This is a genomic window from Bacillus sp. MHSD_36 (assembly GCF_030757775.1).
Taxonomy (GTDB): Bacteria; Bacillota; Bacilli; order Bacillales; family Bacillaceae_G; genus Bacillus_A.
Window position 1 is genome coordinate 199,675 of the sequence record NZ_JAVBIS010000001.1, and the last position, 23,729, is coordinate 223,403.

A 23,729-nucleotide genomic window follows, 5' to 3' on the forward strand; every position below is an offset into this window, starting at 1 on the left:
AATGATTACAATTTTACTGTTTGCAAATTTGCGTGAGGAAGTCGGATTGGATGAATTAGTCATTTTAGAAAAACAAGAAATGACAGTAGTGCAATTAAAAGAATGGTTGAAAGAAAGCTATCATTTGCAGTCGTTAGATACTGTAATGGTAGCAGTCAATGAAGAGTTTGTAACGAATGAAGAGATGATAAAAGCTGGAGATATAGTCGCATTCATTCCGCCTGTTAGCGGAGGGTAATAAGCTTTTTCACGAGATGACGAGCCAAGAAGATGCTGTATATAAATTCGAATACGAGAAGGGACGAGTTCAATGATTACTCAAGAACAAATAATGAACGCGTTAAAACATGTAGAGGATCCGGAGCTACACAAAAGTATTGTAGAGTTAAACATGGTTAGAAATATACAAATGAATGGAACAGAGGTTAAACTTGAAGTAGTGCTAACGATTCAAGGTTGTCCGTTAAAAGCAAAAATTCAACAAGATGTGGAAGAGTCTCTGCATGCAATAGGTGCATCTAAAGTAGATTTGACGTTTGGTTCTATGACACAAGAAGAACGAGCTGCGCTAACAGAAAAGTTAAAGAAAAATAGTAGAACAGAAACTGGTATGCCGAGCATGCTTCGTCCTGATTCAGGAGTACGATTTATTACTGTAACGAGCGGAAAAGGTGGAGTCGGAAAATCAACTGTAACAATTAATCTTGCAACAGCTTTAGCTCGTATGGGCAAAAAAGTGGGGATATTAGATGCAGATATATATGGTTTTAGCATTCCAGCTATGATGGAAACGAATCAAAAACCAACGATGATTGATCAAACAGCAATTCCAGTTATTAGTTACGGTGTTAAAATCATGTCGATGGGATTTTTTACAGAAGGAAATAATCCGGTTATGTGGCGCGGACCGATGTTAAATAAATGGATTCAAAATTTCCTTGCGAATACGCACTGGGGAGAATTAGATTATTTACTTCTTGATTTACCACCTGGTACAGGAGATGTTGCTATTGATGTTGCAGCAATGATTCCGCAGGCGAAAGAAATTATTGTTACAACACCACATAATGTAGCTTCATTCGTAGCATCTAGGGTAGGCGTAATGGCAAAATATACGAAACACGAGATTTTAGGTATTGTGGAAAACATGGCTTATTATGAAGAACAAGATGGATCGAAAAATTATCTGTTTGGAAAAGGCGGCGGCGAAATGTTAGCAGAACAATTGCAAACAGAAGTAATCGCACAAGTACCTTTTGCAAAACGTGAAGAAAATAGCGGTTCATCTGTATATGATGAAGATTCTCTTGTTGGAGAAGTGTTTACATCGTTAGCAGAAGATATTATTTATAAAGGATAGAGGAGGAATTTTTTATGGCGTGTAATATCGATCATTCTATTGAAGATGTAATGAATAAACTTGAAAGTCAAAAGATTTTTTTATCTGAAGATATTTTTAAAGGGTTAAAAAAATTTTTGCAAGGTAATCACTCACAAGAAATGTTAAATGATGTATTTCACCTTTTAAAAAAGTATGACTTAGTAAGTGAAGAAGAAAGAGAGGCGAGAAATACTCAATTATTGCTGATTATAAAATAAATACACTTTGGCTTTTGTTTTGCAATAGGAGGGGTAAATGTAATGGATATGAAAAAGATGATTGAAATGATAGAAGCAACAAAAGTGACTAAAGAAGAATTATCGATTTCTACTTTACATCAAGAGCTTGTGAAGTTATATAGTGAAAAAAATGTTGCTCATTATACGGAGCTATTAAAGTATATTTTATCATTATCCGTGCAGCTAAACCTACATCTTGTATTGAAATATTTTGGCGTGCGACCGATTATTGCTGTAGACGAGCGTATGCAATTTCAAGAGATATTTAAATGTTTAGCTAAGAAAGATGATAATGAGGAATGGTTTCTAAATTTCGTTTCTTTATATGTGGGGCTAATCGTAGTTCTTCATTTTGATGAAAAAGAGATTGAGAGAAGTTTTTTCGATGCTATGGTAGTAGGTGAAGGGAATGAAATATAAGATCTTGCCCATAACATCTTTCTGTTTAATTGGCTATGTAAATATGAAGGTAACTAATCAATAAAAAGCGTTCTTCAGTTGTTTCTATCGTTTTTTCATGTTACCATTAAGCGGATTTTTCATAGGGAGAGAAAGCGATGAAATGGATTTATTTTCTTATTATTAACGTTATAGCTTTTAGCCTTATGGGGCTTGATAAACGAAAAGCGAAGAAGAAACAGTGGAGAACGCCAGAAAGTACGTTGTTTTTATCAGCAGCAGCTGGGGGAGCAGTTGGAGCTTGGATTGGTATGTATATGTTTCATCATAAAACTCATAAAAAGAAATTTGTTTTCGGCATACCGTTACTTGTTGTAATAACGGTATGTTTATTATTCGTTGTATGAGAAATGTCGAAAGAAATGCAGATTGATTATTGGTAAAGTGAGCATGTGGGAACGTATAATGGAGAAAAAATGAGAAGAGGAGAAAAAGGAAGATGGGGAATCAATCAGCAGAGCAAAAAAAAGGGATTATATATGCGGCTGGTGCGTATACGATGTGGGGAATACTACCAATCTATTGGAAATGGGTTGAGGAAGTCCCAGCAGATGAAATATTAGCACACCGCATCGTTTGGGCGTTCGTGTTTATGTTAATCGTATTAGGTGTTACGAAGAGATTTCGTCAGTTTATTGGAGAGTTCATGAATCTTTTTAAACGACCTAAATTATTAATGTCATTAACAATAGCTTCAGTCTTGATTAGCGGAAACTGGTTTGTCTACATATGGGCCGTTAATCATAATCATGTCATTGAAGCAAGTCTTGGCTATTATATTAATCCGCTTATTAGTATTTTACTTGGTACAGTCGTTTTAAAGGAAAAGTTAAACTTTTGGCAATACGTTGCAGTTGGTTTAGCTGGAGTAGGAGTTATCATTTTAACAGTACGTTTCGGGGCTATTCCATGGGTTTCTTTATCACTTGCCCTTTCATTTGGATTATATGGATTAACAAAAAAATTGTTAAACTATGATGCGACAATTGGACTTACGATGGAAACGATGTTAGTGACACCGTTTGCGATTATTTATCTAGTAATGACAGGAGTACATGGTTTCGGCTCATTTGGCTCTATCTCAATGTTATCGACATTACTATTAATAGGAGCGGGCATTGTTACAGCATTGCCACTTTTTTATTTTGCAAAAGGAGCCCAACTTATTCCACTTTATATGGTAGGTTTTTTACAATATATTGCGCCAACAATTAGTTTAATTTTAGGTGTATTCGTATTTGGTGAACATTTCACATCTACCCATATGATTGCATTTTTCTGTATATGGGTTGCATTAGTTGTATTCTCGGTAGCGAAAACAAAGTTCTTAGTGCAGAAACAACCGAAATTTATAAAAAATAAATCAGCAAAAGTATCGTAATGCGTAGTATTTTCTACGCATTTTTCTTTATACTGATACTATAGGATTTCCATTATAGCTAGTAGGGAGCTGAGAACGTGGAAACAATTTTACATAACGATCCGCTTATGGCCGCTGTAATTTCATGGTTTTTAGCACAATTAACGAAAGTAGTCTTTAAATTATTCAAAACGGGTGAATTTGATTTTGCAAAGTTTTTCGCTTCAGGTGGGATGCCAAGTTCTCATGCTTCAACTGTTACAGCACTGGCGACAGGTGTTGGCGTTGTGGAAGGTGTGGAAAGTACTTTATTTGCAGTTGCTGCTATTTTTGCCATTATAGTTATGTATGACGCTTCAGGAGTAAGGCTGGCAGTAAGTAAACAGGCGAAAATATTGAATGAGTTTTTTCACGGTAGACAAACAGAATATAAGAAGTTAAATGAGCTTGTCGGGCATACGCCGTATGAAGTAGTAGTTGGTGCTTTATTAGGGATTATTGTCGGAGTAGGATATTGTTTATGAGCAGAGCATCTTATATGTTCTGCTTTTCTTTGTATTCATACATATTCAGCTACCTTCTTGAATATCGTTATACGGATTTCGAAAGGGTGGGTGAGTAACTTGTTATTATATGAAAAAGCGCATGAAGAAATAGCGAGAAGAGCAACTGCACTTCAAACGATGCAACGGCAAGATGGTACGTGGCGATTTTGTTTTGAAGGAGCTCCATTAACAGATTGCCATATGATTTTTTTATTAAAATTATTAGGTAGAGATAAAGAGATAGAACCGTTTGTAAAAAGGTTAGCATCACTTCAAACAAATGAAGGAACGTGGAAATTGTATGAAGATGAAGTAGGAGGTAATTTATCAGCTACCATTCAATCTTATGCGGCCTTACTTGCTTCGCAAAAATATACAAAAGAAGATGCGAATATGAAGCGAGCGGAAAATTTTATTAAGGAACGCGGAGGTGTGGCGCGTGCTCATTTTATGACAAAGTTTTTATTAGCAATTCATGGAGAATATGAATATCCTTCACTCTTTCATTTACCAACACCAATCATGTTTCTACAGAATGATTCCCCCCTCAGTATATTTGAATTGAGTAGCTCAGCACGTATCCATTTAATTCCGATGATGGTGTGTTTAAATAAAAGATTTCGAGTAGGGAAAAAGTTATTGCCAAATGTAAATCACATTGCAGGCGGGGGCGGAGAATGGTTTCGGGAGGATCGGTCTCCGTTGTTTCAAACGTTATTAAGTGATGTAAAACAAATTATCTCGTATCCACTCTCGTTACATCATAAAGGATATGAGGAAGTCGAACGTTTCATGAAAGAGCGTATTGATGAAAATGGAACGTTATATAGTTACGCAACTGCCTCGTTTTATATGATTTATGCTTTACTTGCGTTAGGGCATTCTCTTCAATCATCACTGATTCAAAAGGCTATAGCTGGGATAACATCTTATATATGGAAGATGGAAAGAGGGAGTCACTTGCAAAACTCTCCTTCAACCGTATGGGATACAGCTTTACTCAGCTATGCGTTACAAGAGGCCCACGTTCCGAAAGATAATAAAATGCTTCAAAATGCAACAGCATATTTATTAAAAAAACAACATACAAAAAAAGCTGATTGGAGCATGCATGCCCCGGCGCTTACTCCAGGTGGTTGGGGTTTTTCAGATGTAAATACGACAGTTCCAGATGTTGATGATACAACCGCTGTACTAAGAGTGTTGGCAAGAAGTAGAGAGGATGAAAAGGTAAATAATGCTTGGCAGAAAGGGATTGATTGGGTTAAAGGATTACAAAATAATGATGGGGGCTGGGGAGCGTTTGAAAAAGGTGTGACGAGCAAGTTATTAGCAAATTTACCAATCGAAAATGCAAGTGATATGATTACAGATCCTTCCACACCAGATATTACAGGAAGAGTGTTAGAGCTTTTCGGGACATATACGCAAAATGAATTACCTGAGAAACAAAAACAAAGTGCGATAAATTGGTTAATGAATGTACAAGAGAAAAATGGATCCTGGTATGGGAAATGGGGGATTTGTTATATATATGGTACGTGGGCTGTTATGACTGGTTTACGGTCACTCGGAATTCCATCTAACAATCCATCATTGAAACGAGCAGCTTTATGGCTTGAACATATACAGCATGAAGATGGTGGATGGGGAGAATCATGCCAAAGTAGTGTGGAGAAAAGATTTGTTACTTTACCATTTAGTACACCATCTCAAACAGCATGGGCGTTAGATGCTCTCATTTCTTACTATGATATAGAGACGCCAGTTATTCGAAAAGGCATTTCATATTTGCTTGCGAATCCTTATGTGAATGAAAAATATCCTACTGGAACAGGTTTACCAGGTGGGTTTTATATTCGTTATCATAGCTATGCCCAAATTTATCCGCTACTTACTTTGGCACATTATACAAAAAAATATGAAAAATAAACCGAGAGATGTTTCTCGGTTTATTTTGTTGGGTAGTAGGTCCCTGTTGAAAAGAATAAGGTTGTGCTTTCCTTATTTTTCTGTTGACTGGCGTTTTTGACGTGCATCAGCGGCATTTGCACGTGCGTTTGCTTCTAAGTCATCGTGATCAGCGAGTTCACGAGAGAACTCAACATCAATGCCATCAGTAGCTTTGTTTTGTTTGAAATTTTTTTTGTTCATTCGACACAATCTCCTTACACTTTATGCGGCGTTGCAAAGTTAGTTTGACACAAATAGACTTTTTTATACAAAGAGGAATTGGAAAGTAAAAAGCCGAAATATACAGTATAAGTAATAGAAATGGGGGATAGGGATGGAGTTTTTAAATGGGAAAACAGCTGTTGTAACAGGAGCTGCACAGGGAATTGGAAAAGAGATTGCAAAGGTTTATGCAAAACTAGGAGCGAAAGTATTAATTAGTGATGTAAATGAAGAGAAGCTACAAAAAACGACACGTGAGTTATCGGATGAAGGATATGAAGTGAGCTTATATCGATGTGATGTGAGTAATCAAAATGAAGCGAAGTCGTTAATTGAATATGCGGTTCAAAAATTCGGAACATTACATATTTTAGTGAATAACGCTGGGATTACAAGGGATGCAATGCTGCATAAAATGGAGAAGTCTGCTTGGGAACAAGTAATGCAAGTAAACTTAACGGGTGTTTTTTATTGTATGCAACCAGCGCTGCTTTACATGAGACAACAAGGGTATGGACGCATTATTAATATATCTTCAATTAGTAGAGAAGGAAACATAGGTCAAGCAAACTATGCAGCTACGAAGGCAGGCGTTGTGGGTTTAACGAAAACGGCAGCGAAAGAAGTTGGAAGTTTCGGTATTACGTGTAATGCGATTTGTCCAGGATTTATGGATACGGATATGACAAAAACGATACCAGATAAAGTGAAAGAAAAGATGGTCGGCGCAATTCCAGTTGGTAGAATTGGAACGCCAGAAGATATTGCGAATGCAGCTGCCTTTTTAGCATCAGAATACGCATCCTATATTACAGGAGAAGTATTGAATGTGAGCGGGGGACTGCAAGTTTAAAGGCATACATAATGAAAAGAACCTGACCTATCAGGTCAGGTTCTTTTTCTGTTAGTTTAAGTTGAGCCAAACGCTCTTCACTTCTGTATAGTTATTTAATGCGTAAGATCCCATTTCACGGCCAAGACCGGATTGTTTAAATCCTCCAAATGGAGATGCTGCATCAAAGACGTTATAACAGTTTACCCATACAGTACCAGCACGTACTTTACTTGCAACATAGTGAGCTGTTTTAACATTTTCTGTCCACACACCAGCCGCTAAGCCGAATTGTGATTTATTTGCACGTTCAATTACTTCATCAATATCGTTAAAAGGTATTGCAGAAATAACTGGACCGAAAATTTCTTCTTTTGCGATCGTCATTTCATCATTAACGTCAGCGAATACAGTAGGGGAAACGAAGTAGCCTTGATCGAATGGGTTACTTCCTCCGCAAAGTACTTCAGCACCTTCTTCAATGCCTTTTTCAATGTAGCCCATTACACGTTTTTGTTGTTCTTCAGAAACGAGAGGACCAATTGTAGTTTCTGGACTTAAGCCAGCACCTTGATTTAATTTTTTAGAGTAAAGGACAAGGTCAGCCATGACATTATCATACATTTTCTTCGGAACAAATAAGCGTGATCCAGCAGAGCATACTTGTCCTTGGTTAAACATAACACCAGAAAGGGCACCAGGAATCGCACGAGATAAATCGGCGTCTGGCAAGATGATATTTGGTGATTTTCCACCTAACTCAAGTGTAACGCGTTTTAATGATTCAGACGCTTGTCGCATAATTTGTTTACCGACAGGAGTAGAACCAGTAAATGCAATTTTATCAACGAGTGGATGATTAACGAGAGCTTGTCCAGCTGATTCACCGAATCCAGGTACGATATTAATAACACCTTTCGGGAATCCAGCTTCTTCAATTAATTCAGCTAAGTATAGAGCAGATAATGGAGTTTGTTCTGCAGGTTTTAAAATGATTGTACATCCTGTAGCAAGCGCTGCTCCCATTTTCCACATTGCCATAAGAAGCGGGAAGTTCCAAGGGATAATTTGACCAACGACACCAACAGCTTCATGGCGTGTATAGTTAAAATAATCACCAGAAACAGGAATTGTTTGACCAACGATTTTCGTAGCCCAGCCGGCATAATAGCGCATATGTTCAATTGCGAGTGGTATGTCTGCTGCCATTGTTTCACGGATTGGCTTTCCGTTATCTAACGTCTCAAGCTGTGCAAGCTCTTCTTTATGTTCTTCCATTAAATCAGCTAACTTGTACATAAGACGGCTTCGCTCAGCGGTGCTCATGCGAGACCAAGGACCTTCGTCAAAAGCCATGCGAGCTGCAACTACAGCTTTATGAATATCTTCGCGACCGGCTTCAGACACGACGGCAAGTGTTTCGCCAGTTGCTGGGTTAGGTGTTTTAAATGTTTTACCGGAAGCGCTTTCAATGAAAGATCCATTCACATATAACTTTTTTGTACCTTGAAGAAACTTTTCTACTTTTTCATGAAGATTTACAGCTAGTTGACTCATTGTATAACCCCCTTGAAAATATAATGTAAACGCAGTACGAGACGGCGTTTATTCCGAAGTCAAGGATGTGGGAACTAGATGGAAAGCCTCTAATTTAAATCATAATTAACAAATACTGAAAATTCAAATTTCATTTGTGTTACAATTGTAAAAAATATGTAATGTAAGAGAATCTTCTATATAATTATAAAAAATCCTGCTTGTTTTTGCTTTCTAGTAGGAAAAACTAGAAGAACAATGGTACAATAATACCTCGTGAGAGGAGGGAGAAAATGAAGAATTATCATGATGATCCACGCTTTCGAATTGCCCATAGAGAAGCGTTAATTGGTCTTGGACTTGCTATTATTAATTTTATAATATGGTACGGATTTGCTTATGGGCTTGGTAGTAAAAATCCAAGTGAATATACATATGTATTTGGTTTTCCAGCATGGTTTTTTTATAGCTGTATCGTTGGATTTATCGTTATGGTTATTTTACTTAGTTTAGTTGTTCGTTTTGTATTTCAAGATATTTCACTCGATGAGGAAGAAAAAAGTGAGGAATAATAGATGAATTGGTATGTAATCATTCCAATGATAATTTCGTTTATCGTTGTATTTTTAATTGGTGTATATGCTTCACGACGCGTGCAAGCAACTGCTCATAATAAATTTTTGCAAGAATATTTTCTTGGTGGGCGTGAGCTTGGCGGTTTATTATTAGCTATGACAATGATCGCTACGTATGGTAGTGCAAGCAGCTTTATTGGTGGTCCTGGTATTGCATACAATATGGGTCTTGGATGGGTACTACTATCTGCGATTCAAGTTGTAACAGGGTACATCGTTTTAACGGTTATCGGTAAAAAGTTTGCAATTATCGCTAGGAAGATGGAAGCCATTACTCTTATCGATTATTTAAAGGGAAGATATAATAATAAAGCAGTTGTTATACTTTCTGCATTATGTATTATTATTTTCTTATTTTCAGCAACAGTAGCTCAGTGGGTCGGCGGTGGTCGATTAATTGAGTCGTTAACGGGTCTTTCTTATACAACAGCACTATTTTTATTTACTTTTTCTGTACTTGTGTACGTATTAATTGGTGGATTCCGTGCCGTTGCTTTATCAGATACGTTATTGGGTATTATTATGTTAGTTGGAACGACAATCATTTTAATTGCTACTGTCATTGCCGGTGGTGGAATTGAAAAGATTATGCAGGAACTTGTTCAAATCAATCCGAATTTAATTACACCATTCGGAGCGGATGGTAGTTTAACGAAGTCATATGTGACATCATTTTGGATTTTAATTGGAATTGGCGTTGTCGGTTTACCACAAATTAGTGTGCGTGCCATGTCTTATAAAAATTCAAAAGCGATGCACCAAGCGCTAATAATTGGGACGATTGTTGTAGGTACAATTATGATTGGTATGCATTTAACGGGTGTGTTCGCAAGAGTCGTACTTCCAGGTATAACGGTACCAGATAAAGTAATGCCGCTACTCGCGATGGAAGTATTGCCACCTTGGTTAGCTGGAGTTTTCTTAGCTGCACCAATGGCAGCAATTATGTCTACAGTAAACTCGTTATTGTTACTTGTAAGTTCATCAATTATTAAAGACATCTACGTAAATTACATAAATAAAGATGCGGCAGACAGTACGATTAGAAAAGGAAGTTTATGGATTACTGCTATTGTAGGATTGCTTGTTTATGCAGCAGCAATTAAACCACCTGATTTTTTAATATGGTTAAATTTATTTTCTTTCGGTGGATTAGAAGCAGCATTCATTTGGCCGATTGTACTAGGGTTATATTGGAGGAAAGGAAATGCAACAGGAGCGCTTGCTTCCATTTTAGTTGGGGTAGGCTCATATATGTGTATTCACCTTTTCTATCCAAATCCGTTCGGTATACATACAGTTGTCTTTCCGATTTGCTTAGCGTTTATCGCTTATATTATTGGAAGTATGAGTGCTATGAAAAAAACAGTATAGGTTATATGAAGAACGTAGTCCTTATAGGACTGCGTTTTTTCGTATGAATTTGTTCTTTTTTATTCTGTATATCAATGATTATTCATAAATTAATAACAATTGAGGGGGATGGAGTTGAGGTCGATGAAAAAAGTATTATTTTTAGGAGACCCGGGAATTGATGACTCTTTAGCAATTATGTATGGATTGTTGCATCCTGATATTGATATTGTCGGCGTAGTAACGGGATATGGAAATGTAACACAAGAAAAGGCGACGAGTAATGCAGCATATTTATTACAGTTAGCAGGAAGGGAAGATATACCGGTTATTAATGGTGCGAAGATTCCTTTATCTGGAGATATTACAACATACTATCCGGAAATTCACGGGGCAGAAGGTTTAGGACCAATTCGTCCCCCGAAAAATCTTTCTCCGAATATAAAACCTTTTTGTGCTTTTTTTGATATTCTTGAAAAGTATAAAGGAGAATTAATTATAGTTGATGCAGGTAGGTCAACGACGCTAGCGACAGCATTTATTTTAGAAAAGCCGATGATGAAGTATGTGAAAGAATATTATATAATGGGCGGCGCGTTCTTAATGCCTGGTAATGTTACACCGGTAGCAGAAGCAAATTTTCATGGTGATCCTATTGCGTCACAATTAGTGATGCAGAATGCTAAGAATGTGACATTGGTGCCACTGAACGTTACATCTGAAGCTATTATTACACCGGAGATGGTAAAATATATTACGAAACACTCTAAAACGAGTTTTAATAAGTTAATCGAGCCGATATTTACGTATTATTATAAAGCTTATAAAAAGTTAAATCCGAAAATAACAGGTAGTCCAGTACATGACGTAGTTACAATGATGGTTGCGGCAAATCCCTCCCTGTTAGATTATGTATATCGCCGTGTCGATGTAGATACAGTTGGAATTGCAAAGGGTGAAAGTATTGCTGATTTCCGTCCTCAACCTGACTCGAAAGCTTTAAAGAATTGGGTGCGAATCGGTTGGTCATTACATTATAAAAAATTTCTCGAAGACTTCGTGAAAATTATGACGTAGACATAATGGGAGAATACAAGTTAAAATAATGGAGATGATTATTTTAGTAATCGTCTCCATTATTTTGTTTGTAAGAGATAGATAGAGAAAAGTTACACAATAGGAGAGGAATTTTACTTGAAAAAAACTATAGTATGCGCAGTAATTGTGGGTATTTTCGTTTTGCTAATATCGGGTAACTTTTTAGTGAAAAAAGTATGGAGTTCAAATAATGATGATGCGCAGTATATCGCAACCTTTATTGAGGAACATAAAGATGAAAAAAATAGTGCGCTCCTAGTAAAGAGAAATGACAAAATTGTTTATTCTGTAAATCCAAATGTTGTATTACCAGTTGCTAGTACGATGAAACTAATTGTGGCCCTTGAATATACGAAACAAGTTACAGAAGGGAAAATTGATTCGTCTAGTTTCGTTTCCATTAATGATGTGAATCGGTATTATGTGCCGAATACAGATGGTGGTGCGCAAGATAGATGGCAAAAGTATTTGGAGAAAACAGGAAAGATAACTGAAGGAGCGGTTTCTTTAGAAGAAGTGGCAAAAGGAATGGTTAAGTTTAGTTCGAATGCAAATGCTGAATATTTAATGGAAATGTTAGGATTAGATAACATTAATCGAAATTTACAAAGTTTATCGCTTCCTGCACATCAACCACTATTTCCGATTGTTTCATCTTTATACATTCCAGGATATTTGCATAAAGAATTACATGTTCCGAAATATAAAATAGAGAAAAAGTTAAAAGAAATGTCTCAAGAGCAATATCGTGAATATGCGATGATTATTCATGAACGCTTAAAAAAGAAGGGACCATTATTACAGAAGGAAATTCCTCTTTATTTAGAGGAACGTTACGATAAAATTTGGTCAGATCGATTACCAGCAGCTTCTGCAAACGATTATATGGTACTGCTTCAAAAAGCAAATCATAAAGGTGGCCTAACAGAAGCGGAAGAAAAAGTGTGGGCGAACATCGTTGAAACAGATATGAGTGCTAAAAAATATCGTAAGACATTTAGACATGCAGGGCAAAAAAATGGTTATACGCCATGGACAGTTACAAAAGCAGTTTATGCAATGGATAAACGCGGGAACTGTACAGAAATAGTGTTTTTAGCAAATAATTTAAGTGAAGACGACAGTGCAGAAATACGTAAACATTTAGCAAACTTACATTTCCAAGTGTTGCAAAGTGATAAGTATAATGCGACTTTTATTAAATAAACTCGGTGCAGAGAGCACCGAGTTTTTTATATACAAGCACTTTTTTTCTATCTCTGGGTATGATGGGTAGTAATACTTAGGTGAGAGGGGAAAAGGTGATGAAACAAAGTAAAGAAGAGTTTATAAAGAGTGAAGGCGCTGATTTCCCTGGGAAAACATATGTGGATTGTGTATTACAACATGTATTTCATTTTCAACGAAATTACTTATTAAAAGATATGTTTCAAGTTCATAAAGCGCATATTACAATGCTGACGGAAGAAAATTTAATGAAAAAGGAAGAAGCTAAAGTTATATTACACGCACTCAAAAAGATAGAGGGAATTCCGAAAGATCAATTGCTATATACAAAGCAGCATGAAGATCTCTTTTTTTTAGTTGAACATTTAATTTCTCAAGAAGCGAAATGCGATTATATAAGCAATATGCATATTGGTAGAAGTAGAAATGATATGGGTGTAACGATGTATCGCATGAGTTTAAGGCGATATGTACTACGATTAATGGAGCATCATTTGTTACTGCAAGAAAGTATGTTACAACTTGCCGATGTGCATAAGGAAACGATTATGCCAGCTTATACACATACACAACCAGCACAGCCAACAACATTCGGTCATTATACGTTAGCGATTTATGATACGATGCAAAGAGATTTAGAAAGGATGAAAAAAACGTACAAACTTTTAAATCAATCTCCAATGGGGGCTGCAGCTCTTTCCACAACTAGTTTTCCAATTAAACGGGAGCGAGTTGCCTATTTACTTGGATTTACAAATGTAATTGAGAATTCATATGATGCTGTTGCTGGCGCGGATTATTTATTAGAAGTTAGCTCGTTACTTATGGTAATGATGACGAATACGAGTAGATGGATTCATGACTTCTTACTATTAGCGACGAAAGAATATGATGGTATTACTGTTGCAAAGCCGTATGTACAAATTAGTAGCATTATGCCGCAAAAGCGAAATCCAGTTTCTATTGAGCATGCCCGTGCGATGACGAGTAGTGCTTTAGGAGAAGCATTTACAGTATTTCAAATGATTCATAATACACCATTTGGTGATATTGTCGATACAGAAGATGATTTGCAGCCGTATTTATATAAAGGAATTGAAAAGACTATTCGTGTTTTTTCTATTATGAATGCAGTTATTCGAACGATGAAAGTAGAGGAAGAAACGTTGAAAAATCGTTCCTATAAACATGCAATTACGATAACTGATTTCGCAGATGCTTTAACAAAAAACTATGAAATTCCATTTCGGCATGCTCATCATGCAGCAAGTACTATTGCAAATATGTTATTGGAGCAGAAAAAGGAGCTTCATGAATTAAATTTGAAAGATGTGAATATGTACTTACAAGAAAAATTTAATATAACTTTATTAGGAAAAGAGTGGAAAGAAATTATATCGCCAGAAGCTTTTATACAAAAAAGAAATGTATACGGTGGGCCGAGTAAAAAAGAAATGGAGCGCATGATTAACAATCGAAAAGAGTCATTTCGACAAGAAGAAGAGGTATTTGAAAAGGAAAAACAGAGAATTTTACAAGCTGAAAATAATTTGAATACGTTAGCTTCAAATATTATTGAATCGTAAAAGAGGAATTTAGTGAATTAATCGCCAATACCTTAATAAAACTATAAATAGAGGGAAGAGATTGTCGATGATTCAATTGCATGTATATGAAGAGATTGTTAATTTTAAAGAAGAGGTTACACCATTTCTAGAAAAGAATGAACAGGAAAATAATCTTATATTAGGCGTATTACAAATGGTCCAGCAACCGATATTTATGGGGATAGCGAAACAAGGAGAAGAAATTGCGGTTGTATTTCTTCAAACAGAAGAGAAGAAACAAATCATTGTTGCAACTTCTGAAATTTCGGGAGTAGCTATCAAGGAGCTTGCAAAAGAGTTAACGAAAATATATCCGGATATTCCTGGATTAATTGGTGATAAGAAAGTTGTACAGCACTTAGCAGAAGAAATCGCGGTGTTAGAAAATAAGAAAACGAATGTTGTAATGGAGCAAGGGGTATATGAGTTGAAAGAAGTGAAGAAGAAACCAGGCAAGGATGGATTTTTTCGAGAAGTAAGTAGTGATGAACTAACATTAATAGAAGAGTGGATATATCAATTTTGCAAAGATGTGAATCTTCCTACTACAAAAGAAGAAGCAGAACAAACCGCACGTACATTAATTACTAATCATCGTTTATTTGGTCTAGAAGTAGGCGGGAAACTTGTTTCTGTAGCTGCAAAAACACGTCCAACTAAAAATAATATAACAGTTAATTTCGTGTATACGCCGACGGAAGCAAGGAAAAAGGGATATGCATCTAATTGTGTAGCGGCACTTAGTCAACGTATGTTAGATGAAGGTTACAAGACAACTACGTTATATACTGATCTAGCGAATCCGACATCGAATAAAATTTATCAAGAAATTGGTTATGAGCAAATTGCGGAGTCTGTGCTTATATTTTTAGAGAAGTAGAACAAAAAGGCGCGCTAAAATAGCACGCCTTTTTGTTATTCATCAATTCTAATAACCTCACCTTGAGGGAAGTCTTCGGTTTCTAATAAATTACGAATAGCTTTCGCAACATATTCGGGTGATAATAGCTTTCCTTCTTCTTTTAATGCGATGAATCGATCTAAATTTGTGAAGTCTTCTTTATTTGTTTCGCGAATTTGTGCTTGCATATTTGTATCAACAACGCCAGGTGCAAAAGCGACGATTTTTATTGGATATTCTTTTTCAACTTCTTCGGTTGCTACGCACTGTGTAAACATATTTACGCCAGCTTTTGTTGTACAATAAGCGCCCCATCCGAAGTAAGGATTTTTTCCTGCACCAGATGAAATGTTTATAACACGTTTATCTATTTTCCATTCTTTCGTATGTTTCATGAAAGTAGATGTAAGAATCATAGGTGCAAGTAAATTAATGTGAACGTTCGTAATGAATTGTTCACTTTCTGCTTTTTCAATTGGCTTCATAGGAGCAACTGTACCCGCATTATTAATTAAATGAATAGAGGATACAGTGTCTTCTTGAATAGATGAAATGATTTTGTTAAAGTTCGTTTCTAAATTATGTACATCTTGAAGATCTAAGGAGTGGAAAACATAATTGCTATTATATTGTTCTGCGAGTTTCGTAAGCTCTTTATTTTCTCTTCTAGAAATAGAGACAACAGTTGTATTTTTTTCTAACAATTGCGTGGCGATAGCCTCACCTAAACCTTGTGAAGTTCCTGTTATGATAACGTAGCGCATAGTTTTATAAACCCCTCTCATATGTGCGGAATTTTGTTGGACAACGTACATTATATAGTTTGTCTACATTTTATAGTATAGAGCACTTTTTACTATAATTGAAATGAGATGATTGTGTGTCTTTTATAAATCGTTTTACGACAACAGTACCTGGTGCCGTCACGTTTACAGGTAATACGCTGGGACTTAGCCCTACATCACCTGCACCAGGTAATATTTTTGGTACACTTGCTGTGTTTACGACAGTAAATACAGCGTTGCAAGTACCAGGATTCCCGGCAGGGACAACAGATGAATGGCAATTGAATTCTTCAAGTGCAATTTTAAATCTTCCGGCGGGGAGTAGTGTACTATATGCAGAGTTAGTTTGGGCTGGTACTTTTCGGACTGACACGGAAGATGTTTTACCGTTTTTAAATGATGACATTACATTTACAACGCCAGCAGGGACGTTTTCTGTTACGCCAGATCCTGCTACCGCGCAGCAAGGTTCAGTAGGAAACCAGTTTTATTATGCTCGCTCTGCCAATGTGACGAACCTTGTTAGTGCAGGTGGGGCAGGCACATATACAACAGGTGCTGTGCCAGCTGCAAGAACTTCAGCCGACCCAACAATTAGCCGTTCAGCTGGCTGGACGCTTGAGGTTGTGTATCAAAATGCAAGTTTACCACTTCGAAATTTGTCAGTGTATGCAGGTCAAGAAATTATCGATGCTTCATCACCACCGGTTGATGCTACTATTTCAGGATTTGCTACTCCAGCTACAGGAGCTGTTACAGGAAGAGTGCTCGTAACTGTTCAAGAGGGAGATTCTAACATTTCTGGAGATCAACTTCGATTTGGACCAAACCCAAATGCTACAGTTGCATTATTCGGACCGAGAAATCCGGCAAATAATTTTTTTCAATCTCAAATTTGTAATGACTTTGGGGAATTAGATACAACCGGAACGTTTGGAGATTTGAATCAGCCATTAGGGATAGCTTTGGCTGTTCGAAGACAAGGATGGGATATTACAAACGTAGATGCTTCATCATCATTAGTAAATAATCAAACGTCAGCAACCGTTCGGTTCGTTACAAATGGTGATGGTTATGCAGCGGCTGGTTTTGGTGTTCAAATTGATGCGACGGGACCAATTATAAATCCTGTTAAATCGGTCAATAGAACAGTTGCAGGAGTTGGAGATATTCTTACCTACACAATTACAGTTCCTAATACAGGTACGGGAAGTGCAGAAAATGTTATATTACAAGACAGTATTCCGAATGGAACGACGTTTGTTGCAGGTAGTGTAACGGTAGGGGGAGTAACACAGCCGAATGCAAACCCTGCTAATGGAATTAATTTAGGAACAATCCCAAATAACACGCAAAGAGTTGTTACATTTCAAGTACGAATAACATCGTTTCCGAACCCAAACCCTATTCCAAATCGTGCAATGGTGTCATATCAATTCCGTCCTTTTGTTGGTAGTTCTCCTATTACAAGTACATCTTCTTCAAATACAGTACAAACGACAGTGAATCAAGCAACTATAAGTATGCAAAAATCTGTAGATTTACAGACTGCGACACTTAATGATGTATTAACGTACACAGTTAATGTCACAAATAATGGGAATGTTGCTGCAAACAATGTGATTTTTGTTGATAGTATTCCTGCAGGAACAACATTTGTCGCAAACAGCGTTACGGTAAATGGTGTAGCACGACCAGGAGCAAATCCAGCAAGTAGTATTAATCTAGGAAGTATTAATGCTTCGCAAACGACTGTAGTACGCTTTCAAGTTCGAGTGACATCTAATCCTCTTGTCAACCCAATTCCGAACCGTGCGAGTGCAACATTTACCTTTACCCCAGTGCCTGGTCAACAACCAGTTTCAGGGCAAGCGACAAGTAATACTGTCGTTACTACTATTAATATAGCTGATATAAGAACGAGAAAAACAGTGGATAAAGCTTTTGCGACAGTGAATGACGTTCTTACGTACACTATTACAATTGAGAATATCGGAAATGTACTTGCGACAAATGTTATTTTTCAAGATCCGATTCCAGTTGGAACGACTTTTATCGCAAATAGTGTGACTGTGGACGGGGTTTCACAACCTGGGGCAAATCCAGCGACTGGGTTTACAGTAGCTAATATATCTCCTGGCGGAAGTAGGACTGTTACATTTCAAGTGCGAGTTACATCTACACCATCGGGAGGTACGATTGCGAATCGGGGGAGTGTATCTGCTAATTTTGTTGTTAATCCGAATCAGCCGCCAGTTACAATTAATAGAATGACGAATACAGTGGTAACACAAATTAATACAGGCGGTTTAAATGTAATAAAAGAAGTGAACACAACGCAAGCAGCAGTAGGAGATACTTTAACATATACGATTGCTGTTCAAAATACAGGAAACGTTCCGTTAACAAATGTGTTTTTCCAAGACGCTATTTCTTCCGCTGTCTCGTTTGTTGCAAATTCTGTAACAATTAATGGAGTATCGCAAAGTGGATTGAATCCGAATACAGGATTTTCTCTTCCTAATATTCCTGCGGCTCAAACAGTCGTAGTTACATTTGATGTATTAATTGTACAGGATCCAGAAAATGAAGATATTTTAAATCAGGCGAATGTAACAGCAAGTTTTCAAGTGAATCCGAGTGAACCCCCCGTAACGATCAATGTTCCGAGTAATGTTGTGAATACAACAGTACAAACAGGGAACTTTGAAGTTGTGAAATCAGTGAATACGGATGTTGCAACGGTAGGGGATGTTTTAGTATATACAATTGAAATTATAAACGCTGGTAGTGTACCAGCTACAAATGTATTTTTCCAAGATTCAATTCCACAAGGGACATTATTTATCGAAAATAGTGTAGTTGTTAATGGTGTTTTACAAGAAGGCGCAGATCCAGAACTTGGATTCCCATTAAATAATTTGCCTACTGGCGCCAGTACAATTGTTACGTTTGAAGTATTAATTGATGAAATTCCCCAAGGAAATAATGTTGTAAATAATGCGAATGTAACTGGAGATTTTCTTGTAAATCCAACAGAGCCACCAATTACTGTGACGGTTCCAAGTAATACTGTTATGACAGTTGTGAATTCCTCAGGACTAAATGTAACGAAGAGTGTAAGCGCTACTGAAGCAGGTGTAGGAGATACACTAACATATACAGTTGCTATACAAAATAGTGGAACGGTAGTAGCGACAAATGTATCATTCCTTGATCCGATTCCATCTGGAACAACGTTTGTAGCAAATAGTGTAATAATAAATGGAACGCCTCAACCAGGTTTAAACCCAACAACTGGATTCCCACTTGCTAATATTCCAGTAGGAGGTATGGTGACGGTTACTTTTCAAGTGACAATCACGAGCGTACCACCAAATAGGGTGCTTCCGAATAATGCAAATGTTACTGCCGATTTTCAAGTAAGCCCGTTGCAGCCACCAATTACAATTGTAACAATTAGTAATACCGTTGTGACACGAGTGAATGTAGGATCAATTAATGTAATAAAAAGTGTAAATACACCACAAGCAGGTGTAGGAGATACGTTAACGTATACGATTCTTATTCAAAATACAGGAACTGTTCCCGCAACAAATATTATTTTTCAAGATCCAATCCCATCTGGAGCTACATTTTTAGCGAATAGTGTAACGATTAATGGAGTCGTTCAGCAAGGTGCGAATCCTATAGCAGGTTTTCCTGTTACCAATATTCCAGTTGGGCAAACTGCTACAATTACGTTTCAAGTTACAGTGACGAGTGTTCCGAGTGGTGGGAATATAAGAAATCAATCGAATGTTACTGCCAGTTTCCTTATAAATCCAACTGGTCCTCCTATAACGACTACTACAAATAGTAATTTTGTAGTGACACAAGTAAATACAGCTCGATTAAATATACAAAAATCTTCATCTGTACAACAAGCAACACTTGGAGAAACTTACACGTATTCTGTTGTTATTCGAAACAACGGAACAGTGACAGCAACGAATGTCTCTTTTATTGATCCGATTGCGCCAGAAACAACATTTGTAGCAAATAGTGTAACGATAAATGGAACGCCTCAACCTGGATTTGATCCAAATGTAGGTTTCCCGCTTCCTAATATTGCAGCGGGCACATCATTGACAGTAACGTTCCAAGTGATAGTTGTTGCACCATCAACGCTTGGGGCAGTTCTAAACACAGCGTCTGCTACAGCTACCTTCTTATTGAACCCTTTACAACCACCTGTAACAACAACGAACTCAAGTAATACAACGGTAGTTACAATACCGTTACCTCCTCCTGGCGAAGTGACAGCAACAAAAACAGTAAATGTTGCAACTGGGGCTGTTGGGGATGTATTAACGTATACAGTGCTAATAACGAATGTAGGAATTATCCCTGTTACAGATGTACTCTTCCAAGATGTCATTCCAGAAGGGACGACGTTTGTTGACAACAGTGTAACGATAGGTGGAATACAACAACCTGGTTTGAATCCAGAAATAGGTTTTACAGTTAGCCCATTATTAAATGCTGGTGGAAGTATTACGGTAACATTCCAAGTGACGATTACAGAGGTTCCAGATAATGAAGTCATCTTAAATGACGCAGATGTTACATTTACTTCACAACCAAACCCACAGGAACCACCGATTACGGAAACGATATTAACGAATTTAGTCGTTACGACAATTAATATTGCTTCAATTTTCCCAGTGAAAATAGTAGATAAAGAGGCAGCGACGGTTGGGGAAATATTAACCTACGATGTACTAATTTTTAACTTTGGAACAGTGCCGGCAACGAATGTTCAATTTCTTGATTCTAGTACGAGTGGTGTAGCATTTGTTCCAGGAAGTGTGAGTATAAACGGAGTGCCAGAACCAGGATTAGATCCGTTCATAGGCTTTACAGTTCCAGATATACCTATAGGTGATTTTGTACTTGTCACCTACCAAGAGATGGTAACGAGCATACCTCAAGGTGGAACAGTTGTTAACTTTGTGGATGTTACGGCGACATTTGCTGTAAGTGAAACGGAGCCGCCTATTACTGAGACAACGACAAGTAACACGACATTAACAGAAATAAATGAATCTGGTTTGAATGTTTTAAAATCAGTAAGTCAGCCGGTTGTTGCAGTAGGTGATACAATCACATATACAACAGTAGTTCAAAATACAGGTACAGTGGTAGCGACGAATGTTCAATATAGTGATGTATTACCATCCTCTATAACATTCGTACCGAATAGTGTAACGATAAACGGTGTGTTACAGCCTGGATTAGACCCTAATACTGGCTTCTCACTTCCGGATATAACTCCAGGTGAAAGTGTAGAAGTCACATTCCAAGTAACAGTTGTTAGCGTTCCGTCAAACGGAACAATTGCCAATACGGCAAATGCTACTGGAAGCTTTATTTTAGTACCAGGAGAGCCACCAGTTATAGTAAATCAGCCAAGTAATACAACACTCACAACTGTAAATAGAGGACGCTTTAATGTTATTAAACAAGTAAATAGAGCCGCTACTCTAGTGGGAGATATATTAACGTATACAGTACAAATAACGAATACAGGAACAGTAACAGCAAATAATGTTCAGTTTATTGATACCATTTCAGCAGGAGCGTCATTTGTACCAAATAGTGTAACGATAAATGGAGCCCTGCAACCAAACTTAAATCCAATTACTGGATTTGGAGTTGGAGATATACCAGCTGGTGAAACGGTTATAGTGACGTTTCAAGCGACAGTCACAAACATCCCGTCATCAGGAACAATTACGAACGTTGCAAATATAACAGGAAGCTTTGTATTAGTACCAGGAGAGCCACCGGTTGTAGTAACAGAGCCGAGTAATACGACAGTAACAAGGATAAATAGAGGAAGATTCAACGTTATAAAATCTGTAAATAAAGAAGCAACACGTTTAGGAGATACGTTAACGTATAGTGTGCAAGTTACAAATACGGGAACGGTAATAGCGACGAACGTTCAGTTTAGCGATGTTCCGTCACCTGGTTTAGAATTCGTTCCTGGAAGTGTACGAATAAATAGAATTTCGCAAGTAGGTTTAGATCCATTTGTAGGCTTTTCATTACCAGATCTTGCAGTAGGGGATAGCGTATTAATTACATTTGAAGTAAATGTAATCGCGGTTCCGCCTTCTAGTAGCATTATGAATACAGCAAGAGTAACGGGTGATTTCGAATTAATTCCAGGAGAACCTCCGTTTACAATTACGAATTCAAGTAATACGACAGTCACACCAGTAAATAGAGGCAGTTTAGATATGCAAAAAGAAGTAGATCATTCAATTGTTGGAGTAGGAGAAACGGTAACGTATACGGTTCGTATATTAAATACTGGTACTGCTGATGCAATGAATGTTCAATTTATAGATGTGCTATCTCCAGAAGCCGATTTCGTTCCAAATAGTGTAACGATAAATGGAGTTCCGCAGCCGGGGTTAAATCCGCAGGTCGGATTTACGATACCAGATATTCCAGTCGGTGAGACGGCACTTGTAACATATGAAGCAACGATTACAAGTTTTCCAGATGGTGGTACAGTAGTGAACGTTGCTGGGGCGTTAGCAGAATATATTTTAGTACCAGGGGAGCCGCCAGTTACAGTGATGGATACGAGCAATACAGTTATAGTAACGGTAAATACTGCAATCTTATTTGTTGCAAAAGGAGCAAACTTTGAAGTAGCGATGGTAGGAGATGTTGTCACTTACGGAATTGCTGTTATAAATGACAGTACAGTTCCTGTGACGAATATTGTTTTAACAGATATCATTGATCCGAATACGTTATTTATAAATGGCACAGTAACAGTAAATGATGTATCTCTTCCATTTGCCAATCCGAATACTGGTATCCCGTTAGGCGATTTTCAGCCAAATGATGCAGCTATTATTAATTTCCAAGTTGTAATAACAGGAGGACAAATAAATAATTTAGTTACAAATACTGCTATAGCAAATGGGCTTGCAATTGTAAACCCGAATGAGCCGCCAGTAGTAGTTGAAGGTGATAGCAATACAGTTGTTATCCCGTTTATTCCTCAAAATGTCTCAACGACAGTCGTAAAAACGGCAGATTTACAGGCAGCAACGATTGGAGATGTCATTACGTTTACGACAGTTATTACAAATACGGGTGATACAGTGATGCAAAATATCCGTTTTCAAGATATGTTAGATAGTAGTGTACGATTTGTCCTTGGAAGTGTAACGGTTGATAATACGCCAGTGCCAAATGTAAATCCATTATCAGGATTTCTTATAGGAAGTTTAAATCCAGGTGAAGCGCGAACCGTTTCGTTCCAAGTAGTAGTTCAGAGCGCACCAAGTGGTTCAGGAAATTATATTAATCAAGCGAGTATTCGTTTCGAACATCAAGTAGGTACAGTATTGCCACCTGTTACACAAATAGTAGAAAGTAATATGGTCGTCATTCCGTTCGTTCCAACAATTGAACAAATTTGTGAAACAAACTTTAATTGCTTAGATAAAATTCCATTTCAATGTTCTCCGTGTCATCAGTTGCACGGACATAAAAAATAAATACAAAAAGAGCATCTTGAAGAACCGG

General features: G+C 37.2%; 19 protein-coding genes. 16 read left to right on the top strand and 3 right to left on the bottom strand.

What is annotated here, in order from left to right; all coding sequences use genetic code 11:
• Position 1: 1 nt before the first annotated feature.
• The 8 genes from moaD (at position 2) to Q9B79_RS01100 (ending at position 5,916) form a co-directional block, all read left to right on the top strand.
• Complete coding sequence (moaD, locus tag Q9B79_RS01065; RefSeq protein WP_306182292.1) at positions 2-238, top strand: molybdopterin converting factor subunit 1; 237 nt, start codon at positions 2-4, stop codon at positions 236-238.
• Positions 239-310: 72 nt separating this feature from the next.
• Positions 311-1,360 (top strand): P-loop NTPase, encoded by a 1,050-nt coding sequence (locus Q9B79_RS01070; RefSeq protein ID WP_306182293.1) that lies wholly within the window; start codon positions 311-313, stop codon positions 1,358-1,360.
• Between the two features lie 14 nt (positions 1,361-1,374).
• Positions 1,375-1,599, top strand: a complete 225-nt coding sequence (locus Q9B79_RS01075; RefSeq protein WP_000752372.1) for a hypothetical protein — start codon at positions 1,375-1,377, stop codon at positions 1,597-1,599.
• A 42-nt stretch (positions 1,600-1,641) separates the two neighbouring features.
• Complete coding sequence (locus Q9B79_RS01080; RefSeq protein WP_000367286.1) at positions 1,642-2,040, top strand: hypothetical protein; 399 nt, start codon at positions 1,642-1,644, stop codon at positions 2,038-2,040.
• Between the two features lie 137 nt (positions 2,041-2,177).
• Complete coding sequence (locus Q9B79_RS01085) at positions 2,178-2,426, top strand: DUF1294 domain-containing protein (RefSeq protein ID WP_000871349.1); 249 nt, start codon at positions 2,178-2,180, stop codon at positions 2,424-2,426.
• 92 nt (positions 2,427-2,518) lie between these two features.
• Positions 2,519-3,460, top strand: coding sequence for an EamA family transporter RarD (rarD, locus tag Q9B79_RS01090; RefSeq protein ID WP_000528116.1), 942 nt, complete (start codon positions 2,519-2,521; stop codon positions 3,458-3,460).
• A 77-nt stretch (positions 3,461-3,537) separates the two neighbouring features.
• Positions 3,538-3,963 (top strand): divergent PAP2 family protein, encoded by a 426-nt coding sequence (locus tag Q9B79_RS01095; RefSeq protein ID WP_306182294.1) that lies wholly within the window; start codon positions 3,538-3,540, stop codon positions 3,961-3,963.
• Between the two features lie 99 nt (positions 3,964-4,062).
• On the top strand, positions 4,063-5,916 hold the full coding sequence (locus Q9B79_RS01100) for a terpene cyclase/mutase family protein (protein WP_306182295.1): 1,854 nt from the start codon (positions 4,063-4,065) through the stop codon (positions 5,914-5,916).
• A 72-nt stretch (positions 5,917-5,988) separates the two neighbouring features.
• Here Q9B79_RS01100 and Q9B79_RS01105 read toward each other — a convergent pair whose 3' ends face one another.
• Positions 5,989-6,138: a YfhD family protein gene (locus Q9B79_RS01105; RefSeq protein ID WP_001035807.1), complete on the bottom strand. Its 150-nt coding sequence runs from the start codon at positions 6,136-6,138 to the stop codon at positions 5,989-5,991.
• Between the two features lie 133 nt (positions 6,139-6,271).
• Here Q9B79_RS01105 and fabG point away from each other — a divergent pair, with 133 nt between their 5' ends.
• Positions 6,272-7,012 (top strand): 3-oxoacyl-ACP reductase FabG, encoded by a 741-nt coding sequence (fabG, locus tag Q9B79_RS01110; protein ID WP_098669864.1) that lies wholly within the window; start codon positions 6,272-6,274, stop codon positions 7,010-7,012.
• A 51-nt stretch (positions 7,013-7,063) separates the two neighbouring features.
• Here fabG and dhaS read toward each other — a convergent pair whose 3' ends face one another.
• A complete protein-coding gene (dhaS, locus tag Q9B79_RS01115) occupies positions 7,064-8,548 on the bottom strand; it encodes an aldehyde dehydrogenase DhaS (protein WP_306182296.1) in 1,485 nt (494 codons plus the stop codon).
• Between the two features lie 272 nt (positions 8,549-8,820).
• Between dhaS and Q9B79_RS01120 the strand changes: the two genes are divergently transcribed.
• From Q9B79_RS01120 to Q9B79_RS01145, 6 genes are all read left to right on the top strand, one after another.
• Complete coding sequence (locus Q9B79_RS01120) at positions 8,821-9,099, top strand: YhdT family protein (RefSeq protein WP_000800722.1); 279 nt, start codon at positions 8,821-8,823, stop codon at positions 9,097-9,099.
• Positions 9,100-9,102: 3 nt separating this feature from the next.
• On the top strand, positions 9,103-10,536 hold the full coding sequence (gene panF, locus Q9B79_RS01125) for a sodium/pantothenate symporter (protein ID WP_306182297.1): 1,434 nt from the start codon (positions 9,103-9,105) through the stop codon (positions 10,534-10,536).
• Between the two features lie 114 nt (positions 10,537-10,650).
• Positions 10,651-11,592, top strand: coding sequence for a nucleoside hydrolase (locus Q9B79_RS01130; RefSeq protein ID WP_306182298.1), 942 nt, complete (start codon positions 10,651-10,653; stop codon positions 11,590-11,592).
• A 117-nt stretch (positions 11,593-11,709) separates the two neighbouring features.
• Positions 11,710-12,819, top strand: coding sequence for a serine hydrolase (locus Q9B79_RS01135; protein WP_306182299.1), 1,110 nt, complete (start codon positions 11,710-11,712; stop codon positions 12,817-12,819).
• A gap of 98 nt (positions 12,820-12,917) precedes the next feature.
• Positions 12,918-14,426, top strand: a complete 1,509-nt coding sequence (argH, locus tag Q9B79_RS01140) for an argininosuccinate lyase (RefSeq protein ID WP_306182300.1) — start codon at positions 12,918-12,920, stop codon at positions 14,424-14,426.
• 67 nt (positions 14,427-14,493) lie between these two features.
• Complete coding sequence (locus tag Q9B79_RS01145) at positions 14,494-15,327, top strand: GNAT family N-acetyltransferase (RefSeq protein WP_306182301.1); 834 nt, start codon at positions 14,494-14,496, stop codon at positions 15,325-15,327.
• Positions 15,328-15,362: 35 nt separating this feature from the next.
• Here Q9B79_RS01145 and Q9B79_RS01150 read toward each other — a convergent pair whose 3' ends face one another.
• Complete coding sequence (locus Q9B79_RS01150; RefSeq protein WP_306182302.1) at positions 15,363-16,112, bottom strand: (S)-benzoin forming benzil reductase; 750 nt, start codon at positions 16,110-16,112, stop codon at positions 15,363-15,365.
• A gap of 116 nt (positions 16,113-16,228) precedes the next feature.
• On the opposite strand from Q9B79_RS01150, the gene Q9B79_RS01155 reads away from it, so the two are divergent.
• Entirely contained in the window at positions 16,229-23,701 is a 7,473-nt protein-coding gene (locus Q9B79_RS01155) for a DUF11 domain-containing protein (RefSeq protein WP_306182303.1), read from the top strand.
• The last annotated feature ends 28 nt before the right edge of the window (positions 23,702-23,729 follow it).